The following is an 11,641-nucleotide window of genomic DNA, read 5'->3' as shown; positions in this document are numbered from 1 at the left end:
CTTTTCCGGATCATGCTTTAGCGCTTGCGGGCGGTGGGCGGCGGGGCCGGCACAGGCAGCGGCGGCGGCGCCTCCTGCTTGGCCGCGACCGGCTCGGTCTGCACCTTGCAGGAGGAGGCGGCGAGCGAGGCTTGCGCCTGCGGCATCAGGCCGGGCTCCGGCGCCAGCGCCTTCAGCAGGATCAGGCCGGTTGAGGTCGGCGAGTCGATGATCAGCCGGTCGGCGGCGGTGATCTCCTCGTCTTCCGGCAGCTCGTTGTGCTGCGCCTCCGTCATCAGGTCGAGCTCGATCACCTTCTTGCCGGCGGAGCGGTCGTTGATTGCGTAATAGGCGACCTCGTTGCGGGTATAGAACGACACCGACGTATAGGCCTGGCTGACCGGCACGGTGAGCTTGAGTGGACCGGTCGAGAGATCGTAGCGGCAGATCGCCACCGCGAAGGCCGGATCCATCAGCGGCATCGGCGAATGGCTCGGGTCGGCCAGCGGCAGCTGCGTCACCTCGTTGAGCTTGGTCATCGGCGTCAGCCGCGAATAGGCGTCCTGCGAGGCGATGCGCGGCAGCGCCAGCACGCTGACGAGATGCACCACGCCGCCGAGCAGCACGCCTGCGAGGATGGTGAGCAGCAGGCGGATCATGGGCAGCCCGTCGTCGTGATCGAGGGCATCGGCGCGTCGCGCTGGGTGCGGGTCGCGACCCCGACCGGTGTGTCGTAGAGGCGCAGCATCAGCGCGTAGCGCTCGATGCCGCCGGTCGGCAGCCAGTTGCCGGCGCGCGAGCGCGAGGCGATGTGGATCTCGAACGTGCCGTCGGAGGCGCGCATGATCTCCTGGCTGGTGAAGCCGTAGCGCTGCAGCGTATTGGCGACCAGGTGCCCCTTGCGGTCGAACAGCGTCAGCGTCCAGAACCGCGCCGCCGGCGTCACGCCGCTGACCACGATGTCGCAGCGGCCGTCGAGCGGCTTGTTCTTGTCGTCTGATGTCGCCGAGAACGCGATGCCGTCGCCGGTGCCGATCGGCAGCTCGCCGCTGCGCGCGATGGTGGCGCGCGAATAGGGATCGACGTCGGAGGTGCCGCTCTTCGGCCGCGCGGTCCAGGCGCCGATCTTCAGCGTGCCGAGATCGGTGCCGCGGGTCGCTGTCGCGTAGGTCAGGCCGAGGCCGACGGCCGTGGCGATGACGAGTGCCAGCAAGGTGGTGAGGAGGAGCCGCACGTCAGTTCTTGCGTGGCGCTGCCGGTGTCGCGCCGTCCGTCCCGGCCGCGGCAACGTAGTTTTCGGGGAACGCCAGCGCGCTCGAGGACTCGGCCTTGCCGGTCTTCGAGGGCTCGTTCAGCGTGGTCTTGCCGGCGGTCCTGGCGGCGTCATCGAGCAGCTTCTCGACCCGCACCAGGATATCCGCGCCGCGCTTGGTCAAGACCGGCGGCGGGCCCGGCTTGGTTTCCAATACGCGGGGCGCCGCGTTGGCCTGGGCATTGGCCTGCGCCGGCTGCGGCGGCAGCTTCTGGCCCATGCCGACGCCGACGAGCTCCTTGACCTCCACGCCCTGATGCGCCGCGACCATGATGTCGTGCCAGGTTTGCGCCGGCAACGAGCCGCCGGTCATGCGGTTGGTCGGCGAATAGTCGTCATTGCCGTACCAGACCGCGCAGGTGAAGTTACCTGTGTAGCCGACGAACCAGGCGTCGCGATAGGCGTTGGTGGTGCCGGTCTTGCCCGCGGTCGGAATGCCGTCGAGCGCCGCGCGGCGCGCGGTGCCTTCGCTGACCACGTGGCTCATCATGCCGGCCATGTCGGCGGCGATGTTCGGCGGAATCGCCTGCCGCGGCTTCGGACCGTCGCGGTCCCAGCGCCAGACCAGGTCGCCGGCGCCGGTGCGCACCTCGAGCACGGAATGCGGCGTCACCGCCTTGCCGCGGTTCGGGAAGGTCGCATAGGCGACGGCATGCTCCAGCACCGTGACTTCGTCGGAGCCGATCGGCAGCGACGGCGTATCGGGCAGCGGCGCCTTGAGGCCGAAGCGGCGCGCGACCTCGACGATCTTGGCGCGGCCCGCCTTCGGTCCTTCCTTGCCGCCCATCATGATCGAGAGCTTGACCGGCACCACGTTGATCGAGCGGGTGATCGCCTGCGTCAGCGTGACCTGACCCGAATAGGAGTGGCCATAGTTCTGCGGGCACCAGTTGCCGATGCAGACCGGGCCGTCCACGATCTTCGAGTTCGGCGTGAAGCCGTTCAGCAGCGCCGTGGTGTAGACATAGGGTTTGAACGACGAGCCCGGCTGGCGATAGGCATCGGTGGCGCGGTTGAACTGGCTTGCACCATAGTCGCGTCCGCCGACCATGGCGCGGATGCCGCCGTCGAGATCGGACACCACGGTCGCGGCCTGCGTCGCGTGATAGTCGCGCCCGAACTGGCGCAGCTGGTTCTCGATCGCTTCCTCGGCCGCCTTCTGCACGTTCATGTCGATCGCGGTGCGGACCACGAAGACGCGCTCGGTGTAGGATTTCGGGAAGGTGTCGACCAGCTTGCGCATCTCGTCGAAGGCGTAGTCGAGATAGTAGTTCGGCGAGTTCTCGTCGCGCCGGTCGACCGCGACCGCGGGATTGCGACGGGCGCCGAACACCTGGCCCTCGGTCATGAAGCCGGCATCGACGAGGTTGTCGAGCACGACATTGGCGCGGGCGCGGGCCGCGGGCAGGTTGATGTGCGGGGCGTATTTGGTCGGCGCCTTGAACAGGCCGGCGAGCATCGCGGCCTCCGCGAGGTTCACGTCGCGCACCGACTTGTTGAAGTAGAAGTGCGCCGCGCCGTCGACGCCGAAGGTGCCGCCGCCCATATAGGCGCGGTCGAGATAGAGCTTCAGGATCTCGTTCTTGGTGAGCCGCGTCTCCAGCCAGATCGCGAGGAAGGCTTCCTTCACCTTGCGCTCGATGGTGCGCTCGTTGTTCAGGAACAGGTTCTTGGCGAGCTGCTGGGTGATCGACGAACCGCCCTGGCGGACGCCGCCGGCCTGCGCGTTGGTGACCAGCGCGCGGGCGAGGCCCGGCACGTCGATGCCGAAATGGTCGTAGAAGCGGCGGTCCTCGGTCGCGAGCGTCGCCTTGATCAGATTGTCCGGAAAATCTTCCAGCGGGATCGAGTCATTATGCTTGATGCCGCGGCTGCCGATCGGGTTGCCGTAACGGTCGAGGAAGGTCACGGCGAGGTCGGACTTCTTCAACCAATCCTCGTCGGCGGTCTCGCGGAAGGCGGGGATCGCGAGCGTCAGCATCAGGATCATGCCGCCGAGCCCGAGGGTCGCGGCCTCCGACAGCGGCTCGATGAACACCCAGCGCTTCCAGCGGCCGACATAGAAGCGGTCCATGAAGGTGGAATAGCGCTCATAGAGCTCGCGCAGGCCCTTGCCCGACGAGAACAGCGTCGAGTCGATACGCGCATCGAGGTCCAGGAAGAAGTTCCGGACCCTCTGTTTCCAATGCGACGGCATGATCTGAAAGGACCGGACCCTTGATCAGTTCGACAGCGCTGCGGGCGCCCAAACCGGGCACAGGGCAGCGTCTTGCTTCGATGTTGCGGCAATCCCAAGGCGCTTTTGCGTCGATGGGGACTCGTTCGTTGTTCTATCCGAGCGGCTGCCATAAACCAATGGCGCGGCTTGTGAATTTAATAGGAGCCCTAACGCTGCCCACCGGCTTTTTCGACTCCGCAATACCACCCCCTTGCGCAAGCGTTGCCGGCATCCCAAGAAGAGTTGCACCGCCATTCCAGGGATATCATGACCGCACCGCCCAAGCGCCCGTCGGACCAGGAGGGATTCTTCTGGAAAACCAAGATGTTGGAAGAGATGTCCAACGCCGAATGGGAGAGCCTGTGTGACGGCTGCGCACGGTGCTGCCTGGAGAAGCTCGAGGACGAGGACACCGGCAAGATCTATTTCACCCATATCTCCTGCAAGCTGCTCGATGCCGGCCTTTGCACCTGCAAGGACTACCCGAACCGTTCCGACCAGGTTCCGGATTGCGTCCGCCTGACGCCCGAAAACGTCCGGACGTTGAACTGGCTGCCGCCGAGCTGCGGCTACCGGCTGGTGGCCGAGGGGCGGGACCTTTATTGGTGGCACCCGCTGATCTCGGGCGATCCCAACACCGTCCATGAAGCCGGGGTCTCGGTGCGCGGGCGGGTGGAAGGCACCGAGCTCGACGTCAACGACGCCGATCTCGAGGATCATATCGTGCGATGGCCGGCGTTGCTGCCGAAACGGGCACAATTGAAGAAGCGGCCAAAAATGCTGGGCAAGACGACCAAAGCGTGACGTCGTCGCCGCGTCCGCGATCACGTCACCGCGAGAACATCGCGGCGGGATGCACCCATGCGCTGGGGTGCCTGCCTCAGCATTCAATTGCTGCATAAATTGCAAAGCAGAGAATGATTCCATCGCGGGACGCCCCCGCGCAGCAGCATTACGCCTCAAATGAACAAGTATGAACGGCAGAGCCGGATTCCTGCCGACCAAGCGACATTGCCTGACGACATTGCCGAAGAGCTGTCCCGCCTTCCGAGCGAGGTGATCGAACTCAGCGAAGCGCCGCCGCTGGCGCCGCCGGCCCCGCTCAATCCGGACGAAGTCCGCACCATCGTCATCAGCCTGATGCTGACGATGTTCCTGGCCGCGCTCGACCAGACCATCGTCGCGACCGCGCTGCCGACGATCGGGCGCCAGTTTCACGACGTCACCAACCTGTCCTGGGTGATCACGGCCTATCTCTTGGCCTCCACCGCGGTGGCGCCGGTGTTCGGCACGCTGAGCGACATCTATGGCCGCCGGGTCATGATCATCACCTCGCTCAGCCTGTTCGTGGTCGGCTCGGTGCTGTGCGCGATCGCGCCCAGCATGACCATGCTGATCGTTGCCCGCGGCCTGCAGGGGCTCGGCGGCGGCGGCATCATGCCGGTGGTCCAGACCGTGATCTCCGACGTGGTGAGCCCGCGCGAGCGCGGCCGCTATCAGGCCTATTTCTCCAGCGTCTGGATGGCCGGCGGCATCCTCGGCCCGGTGGTCGGCGGCGTGTTCGCCGAGCATCTGCACTGGTCGATGATCTTCTGGATCAACCTGCCGCTCGCGGCGGCGGCGCTGGCGCTGCTGCTGCCGAAGATGGGCAAGATCCCGGTGTTCCACCGCAAGCGCAAGGTCGACTGGCTCGGCGGCATCCTGCTGATGGCCTCGGCCGTGGTGTTGATGCTGGTGTTGACCTGGGGCGGTACCCGTCTGTCCTGGCTGTCGCCGACCATCACCGCGATGGTGGGCGCCTCGATCGCGCTCGCCGGCGCCTTCGTCTGGCACGCGCGCCGCGCCGACGAGCCGTTCCTGCCGCTGTCGCTGCTCGGCGGCTCGGTGGTGCCGTTCGCGATGGGGGCGGGCGGCTGTGCGCTCGGCGCCATGGTCGGCCTCACCGTCCACCTGCCGCTCTATTACGAGGTGGTCTATCACCTCACCGCCAGCGAGGCCGGCCTCGCGCTGATCCCGCTTGCGGCGATCTCGACCTTCGGTGCGGCGATCGCCGGCCGGACCATGGCGAAGGCCAAGCACTACAAGCGCGTCGCCATCGTCGGCACCTCGGTGGCGGCGATCTGCGCCGTCGGCATGGCGGTGACGACGCTTCCGCTGTGGGGATTGTTGCTGTTGATGAGCGTGTTCGCGCTCGGGCTCGGCACCACATTCCCGATCAGCGTGGTGTCGCTGCAGAACGCGGTGGCGCGGCCGCAGGTCGGCACCGTGACCGGCGCGATGAACTTCTTCCGCGCGATGATGGCCTCCTTCACGGTCGCAGCCTTCACCACCATCCTGCTGATGACACTTGGGACCGACATCTCGCTCGCCGGCGAGCATCATGCCGCCTCCGCCAGCACTGTCAGCGCGATCCCGATGGCCGACATGATCCATGCGTTCCGCTACGTGTTCGGCGCCGCCGCCGTGCTGCTGACCACCGCCTCGATCTGCATGATCACGATGGAAGAGCGCCCGCTCGCCGGTCCCGCCGCCCACCCGCCGGCGGAGATGGCGGAGTAGGGGCGGTCGCCTCATTCACCAATGTCGTCCCGGCGAAAGCCGGGACCCATACGCCGCGGCGGATGTTGTGAATGGCACTCGTCGTTCCAAATCGCGTAACAATCAGCAACCGTGGTTGTGGGTCCCTGCTTTCGCAGGGACGACACTGAGCTTGTCGCACGACCAGCGGGCAACAATCCGCGTTCTCGCGATGAATTGCCCGAGCCTTGCTTTTCGTTCAGCTCTCTCCGCTTCGCTCACCCTGCGTAATTTGCGCAGCGGGGAACGACGATCTGAGAGATCGGCGCCCCACGACCTTTTATTCCCCCTCTGCCTCAAATTTATTCAGCCGCACCGCGCCGACCCACTACTTTAGTCGCCGTCCATGCATGGCGATCTGCACGCAGTTTCACTTGCTGCGCATTTTGTCGCGGCTATAGTCGCGCCCCAAGAGCTCGAAGCAGCCGAAGAACAAGAGGAGAGAAACAGGGTGACAAGAACATCGCGACTCCCCGTGCATGCGATGCAGAAACTTGCAGGAGCGGCCGTGTTGGGCCTGTTGGCTGCGGCGCCCAGCGGAGCGCTGGCTGCCGACACCCTCAAGATCGGCGTGATCGCCGAAGCGCAGGCGATTGCCGGTGCATCGATCCCGCAGGCGGCGCAGCTGGCCGCCGACGAGATCAACGCCAAGGGCGGCATCGACGGCCGCAAGATCGAGATCGTCAGCTATGACAACCACTCGTCCTCGGCGGATTCGGTGCGTGCGTTCCAGCGCGCCGTCAACGAGGACAAGGTCAATGTCGTCATTTCGAGCTACATCAGCGAAGTGGTGCTGGCGCTCGAGCCCTGGGCTTCGCGCCTGAAGACACCGTTCGTCACGCCCGGCGCCGCCTCCAACGAGATCAGCAAGAGCGTCCACGCCGATTACGAGAAGAACAAGTACACCTTCCACGGCTACCTGACCTCGGCCGCGCTGGCGCTGTCGGTCTGCGACGCCGCCAAGGAGCTCTTGGTCGATCAGAAGCACATGAAGACCGCGGTCATCATGAGCGAGGATGCCGCGTGGACCAAGCCGCTCGATGTCGGCTACGAGGAGTGCCTGCCGAAAATCGGGCTCAAGGTCGTCGACCATATCCGTTTCTCGCCCGACACCACCGACTTCACTCCGATCTTCAACAAGGTCGAAGGCTCCAAGCCTGACGTGATCATCACCGGCATCTCGCATGTCGGCGTGCAGCCGACGGTGCAGTGGAAGAACCAGCAGGTGCCGATCCCGATGTTCGGCATTTCCTCGCAGGCGACCAACGAGACCTTCGGCAAGGACACCAACGACGCGGCGGAAGGCGTGCTGTATCAGGGCGTGTCCGGCCCGAACGTCGCGGTGACGCCGAAGTCGGTGCCGTTCGCGGAGGGCTTCAAGAAGCGCTACGGCAACTATCCGTCCTATGCGGGCTACACCGCCTATGACGAGGTCTACTACATCGCGGATGCGGTGAAGCGCGCCGGCTCGGTCGAGGCCGACAAGATGGTCGATGCGCTGGAGAAGACCGACTGGGAAGGCACCATCGGACGTGTCCAGTTCTACGGCAAGGACGATCCGTTCACCCATTCGATCAAGTACGGCAAGGGCCTGATCACCGGACTGATGCTGCAGTGGCAGGGCGGCAAGCAGGTCGCGGTCTGGCCGAAGGAGGTCGCCAAGAGCGACCTCAAGTTCCCGAGCTTCATCAAGCTCACCACCAACTAGCTGATGGCAATGCTCCCGGGCTGTTCCCGGGAGCATCCCTATTCAGTTCCGCGTCCTCCACAACAGGCAGCCCTGCTGCCGCGGCCAATCTGAGATGCTTGCCTTACAAATCCTGATCGATGGCTTTGCCATCAGCGCGCTCTATGCGCTCGGCGCCACCGGTTTCACCCTGATCTTCGGTGTCTCCGGCGTCCTCAACCTCTCCCACGGTGCCATCATGGTGGCCGCAGCGGTCGCGGCCTGGGCCGCGGCCAGCGTGCTGCACCTCGACATCTACACCGGCGCGCTGTTCGGTGTCGGCGTCGCGCTGATCGTGTCGTTCGCGACCTATTTCGCGGTCGTCAAGCCGATCCAGAACTCGAGGCGGATCCCCAACGAGGAGAAGGAAATCTTCGTCCTCACCGGCACGTTGCTGTGGGGCATCATGATCCAGGAGCTGATCGCCTATTTCTTCACCAACAACGCCAAGACGGTGTTGCCGATCGTCGAGGGCGTCGTCGATATTTTCGGCAACCGCACGCCGCGCAACAATATCTTCACCGCGCTGGTCTGCTGCCTCGTGATCGGCCTGCTGTGGCTGCTGGTGAACCGCACCAGGACCGGCAAGGCGGTGCTGGCGGCCTCGATGAACCCGCGCGGCGTCACGCTGCTCGGGCTCGAGCTCACCCAGATCTACATCGTGGTGTGGGGCATCTACGGCATTCTCGCCGGCATCGCCGGCGTGCTGCTCGGCATGTTCCTCGGCGTCAGCTCCTACAGCGTCGGGCCGCTGACTGCGAGCGCGTTCTCGATCGTCGTGCTCGGCGGCCTGGGCAGCGTGTCGGGCTCGCTGATCGCAGCCTTCGTCGTCGGCTATCTCGAGACCATCACGGCCTACATGATTTCGCCGGCCTATCGCACCATTCCGGCGCTGCTGCTTCTGGTGTTCGTGATGTATATCCGGCCTCAAGGCCTGCTTGGGAGGCGCTGAGATGGCCAGCTTCTTTTCCTCGCGCCTGTTCTTCATTTCGCTGGTCTGCGTGGTGATCGCCGCGACGCTGCCGTTCTACGTCTCGGGCTACATCCTCGGGCTGCTGACCGTCGCGTTCTATTTCGGCGTGTTCGCGATGGCCTGGGACCTCTTGTTCGGCTTCGCCGGCGAGGTCAATTTCGGCCCGACCTTCCTGATCGGCACCGGCGCCTACACCGCAGGGATCCTCAACAACCAGTTCGGCTGGTCGGTCTATCTCTGCATCCTGCTCGGCGCGTTGGCCTCGGTCGTCGCGGGCTTCGTGCTGGCGCTGCCGGCGCTGCGGGTGAGGGGGCCGTATTTCGGCCTGACCACGCTGGTGGCGGTCTTGATGCTGCAGAACTTCGTCGTGGTGTTCGCCGATCTCACCGGCGGCGAGATCGGGCTCACCATCCCCGACGTCATCACCATCAATGCCGGTGCCAATTACTGGATCGCGCTCGGCTTCATGACCGTGAGCGCGGCCATCCTCTATGGCCTGTCGCAATCGCCTGTCGGTCTCGTGCTGCAGGCGAGCGGGCAGGACCCGGTGCAGGCCGGCGCGCTCGGCTTCAACATCGTCAAGCACAAGCTCGCGGCCTTCATCGTCAGCGCCTTCTTCTCGGGACTGTCGGGCGCGCTGCTCGTGTTCTACTTCGGCACCGCCTCGGTCGGCACAGTGGTCGACGTCGCGGTCGGCGTGAACGTGATCGTTTCCGCCGTGCTCGGCGGCCGGCGCACGGTGCTGGGGGCCGCGCTGGGCGCGATCTTCCTGATCGTCGCCGGCGAATTCCTGCGCCCGACCGGCGAGCTTGCGACCTTCATCGTCTCGGCGGTGGCGCTGCTCGTCGTCCTGTTCTTCCCCGGCGGTTTCCTCGGAGCGGCCCTGTCACGCGAGGCGCGCTCTTAAATGGATCAGACTGTGACCACAGCAACGCTCACCGTCCGCGGATTGACCAAAAGATTCGGCGGTCTGACCGCCGTGAAGAACCTGTCGTTCGATCTGCATCCCGGCGAGATCCTCGGCCTGATCGGGCCGAACGGCTCGGGCAAGTCGACCGCAATGAAGAGCGTGATGGGCATCGAGCGCCCGACCGCGGGCGAGGTGCTGTTCGAAGGCGAGAACGTCGCCGGGCTGCCTGCGCACAAGATCGCGCGCAAGGGCTTCGGCATGGTGTTCCAGCACTCGCGGCCGCTGAATCGGCAGACCGTGCTGGAGAACATCATGGTCGCGCTGTTGCCCGACAGCCTGTTCATGCTGTTTCCCGACAAGGCGCTGACCGAGCGCGCCAAGTGGATCGCCGAGCGCGTCGGACTGGGCGCGGTGATGGACCGCCGTCCGCCGACGCTGCCGTTCGCCGACCTGCGCCGGCTGGAGTTGGCGAAGGCGATCGCGCGCGACCCCAAGGTCGTGCTGGTCGACGAGCCCTTCGCCGGTCTCACCAGCGCCGAGGTCGGCACCTTCTCCGCATTGATCCGCAGCTTCCGCGACGAGGGCCGCGCGGTGATGCTGGTCGACCACAACGTCAAGAGCGTCGCGGCGCTGGTCGACCGCGTGCTCGCGATGTATCTCGGCGAGGAGATCACGACCGGCCGCGCCGAGGACGTGATGAAGAACGAGACCGTGCGGCGGGTCTATCTCGGCGGCGCGATCGAGACCCATGCGCGGCCCGAGACCTCGTTCAAGGACAAGGTGCCGTTGCTGCAGGTCGAGAATGTCAGCGTGCATTACGGCAAGGCGCAGGCGCTGGAGAACGTCTCGATCCACGTCCATGAGGGCGAGTTCGTCTCCGTCGTCGGCCTCAACGGTGCCGGCAAGACCACACTGTTCAACACCATCTCGGGTTTCCTGCCGTATACCGGCGAGATCCTGCGCGGCGGGCAGCCACTGCGCGGCACGGGACCTGCGAAGATCGCCCGCTCCGGCCTCGTGCAATGTCCGGAATCGCGCGAATTGTTCGGCGAGATGACGGTGCGGGAGAATCTCGACCTCGGCGGCCAGCATCTCGACGACGCGGCGCGGGCCAAGCAACTCGCCTGGCTGTTCGAGCTGTTTCCGATCCTGAAGGAGCGCCAGGGCCAGATGGCGCAGACGCTGTCCGGCGGCGAGCAGCAGATGCTGGCGATCGGCCGCGCGCTGATGATGCAGCCGCAGATCCTGGTCCTGGACGAGCCGACGCTGGGGCTTGCGCCTGTTATTCTCGAGCTGCTGTCGAAGGCACTGGAGAAGCTGCGCCAGACCACCAAGATCACGGTGCTGCTCGGCGAGCAGAACGTGACGTTTGCGCTTCCGCATGCCGACCGCGTCTATGTGCTGGAGCACGCGCGGATCGTCTGGGAAGGCGATCCGGGCCGGTTCGCCGCGGAGGCCGGCAAGGACTTTCTGTGACGTTCGATCATTAACAACAAGAAAGCAAAGCAAGGGAGATCATGATGACAGCATATTCAACCACGACCCGCGTCAGCCTGTTGGCCTCGGCGCTCGCGCTCTGCCTCGCGGCGCCGGCCTATGCGCAGTCCAAGGACCCGATCAAGATCGGCATCATTGCCGAAGTGCAGTCGATCGCGGGTGCGGCGACGCCGGGCGGCGCGCAGATCGCCGCCGACGAGATCAACGCCAAGGGCGGCGTGATGGGCCGCAAGATCGAGATCGTCACCTACGACAACAAGAGCTCGTCGGCCGATTCAGTGCGCGCCTTCCAGCGCGCGGTGAGCGAGGACAAGGTTTCGGCCGTGATCGCGAGCTATATCAGCGAGGTCGTGCTGGCGCTCGAGCCGTGGGCTGCGCGGCTGAAGATGCCGCTGATCACGCCCGGCGCCGCCTCGAACGAGATCACCAAGGCGATCCACAACGACTAT

The 11,641-nt window shown here is 65.4% G+C and carries 10 protein-coding genes; 7 read left to right on the top strand and 3 right to left on the bottom strand.

The annotated features are described in order from the left end of the window. Positions 1-17: 17 nt before the first annotated feature. The 3 genes from AKL29_RS33265 to AKL29_RS33255 are packed head-to-tail and all read right to left on the bottom strand — an operon-like array spanning position 18 to position 3,488. The gene (locus tag AKL29_RS33265; protein ID WP_050387088.1) at positions 18-638 is read right to left on the bottom strand and encodes a DUF1254 domain-containing protein; all 621 of its coding nucleotides are present in this window, start codon (positions 636-638) and stop codon (positions 18-20) included. Continuing rightward, on the bottom strand, positions 635-1,213 hold the full coding sequence (locus AKL29_RS33260; RefSeq protein WP_028331627.1) for a DUF1214 domain-containing protein: 579 nt from the start codon (positions 1,211-1,213) through the stop codon (positions 635-637). The genes AKL29_RS33265 and AKL29_RS33260 overlap by 4 nt, the downstream gene beginning before the upstream one ends. A gap of 1 nt (position 1,214) precedes the next feature. Continuing rightward, positions 1,215-3,488, bottom strand: coding sequence for a transglycosylase domain-containing protein (locus AKL29_RS33255; RefSeq protein ID WP_050387087.1), 2,274 nt, complete (start codon positions 3,486-3,488; stop codon positions 1,215-1,217). A gap of 288 nt (positions 3,489-3,776) precedes the next feature. Between AKL29_RS33255 and AKL29_RS33250 the strand changes: the two genes are divergently transcribed. From AKL29_RS33250 to AKL29_RS45945, 7 genes are all read left to right on the top strand, one after another. Continuing rightward, positions 3,777-4,313, top strand: coding sequence for a YcgN family cysteine cluster protein (locus tag AKL29_RS33250; protein WP_050387086.1), 537 nt, complete (start codon positions 3,777-3,779; stop codon positions 4,311-4,313). Positions 4,314-4,472: 159 nt separating this feature from the next. Next, the gene (locus AKL29_RS33245) at positions 4,473-6,068 is read left to right on the top strand and encodes an MDR family MFS transporter (RefSeq protein ID WP_050387085.1); all 1,596 of its coding nucleotides are present in this window, start codon (positions 4,473-4,475) and stop codon (positions 6,066-6,068) included. Positions 6,069-6,570: 502 nt separating this feature from the next. After that, positions 6,571-7,794 (top strand): ABC transporter substrate-binding protein, encoded by a 1,224-nt coding sequence (locus AKL29_RS33240; RefSeq protein WP_028331623.1) that lies wholly within the window; start codon positions 6,571-6,573, stop codon positions 7,792-7,794. Between the two features lie 94 nt (positions 7,795-7,888). After that, the gene (locus tag AKL29_RS33235; RefSeq protein WP_018270667.1) at positions 7,889-8,764 is read left to right on the top strand and encodes a branched-chain amino acid ABC transporter permease; all 876 of its coding nucleotides are present in this window, start codon (positions 7,889-7,891) and stop codon (positions 8,762-8,764) included. A 1-nt stretch (position 8,765) separates the two neighbouring features. Further along, positions 8,766-9,692, top strand: coding sequence for a branched-chain amino acid ABC transporter permease (locus AKL29_RS33230; RefSeq protein WP_028331622.1), 927 nt, complete (start codon positions 8,766-8,768; stop codon positions 9,690-9,692). Beyond that, positions 9,693-11,171, top strand: a complete 1,479-nt coding sequence (locus AKL29_RS33225; RefSeq protein WP_050387084.1) for an ATP-binding cassette domain-containing protein — start codon at positions 9,693-9,695, stop codon at positions 11,169-11,171. It abuts the gene before it with no gap. A gap of 41 nt (positions 11,172-11,212) precedes the next feature. After that, positions 11,213-11,641, top strand: a 429-nt coding sequence (locus AKL29_RS45945) for an ABC transporter substrate-binding protein (RefSeq protein ID WP_244482557.1), incomplete at its 3' end; no start/stop codon positions are given.

The organism is Bradyrhizobium pachyrhizi (assembly GCF_001189245.1).
GTDB classification, from domain to species: Bacteria; Pseudomonadota; Alphaproteobacteria; order Rhizobiales; family Xanthobacteraceae; genus Bradyrhizobium; species Bradyrhizobium pachyrhizi.
The sequence above is the reverse complement of the archived record's forward strand: the minus strand, read 5'-3'. Positions and strand labels throughout refer to the sequence as shown.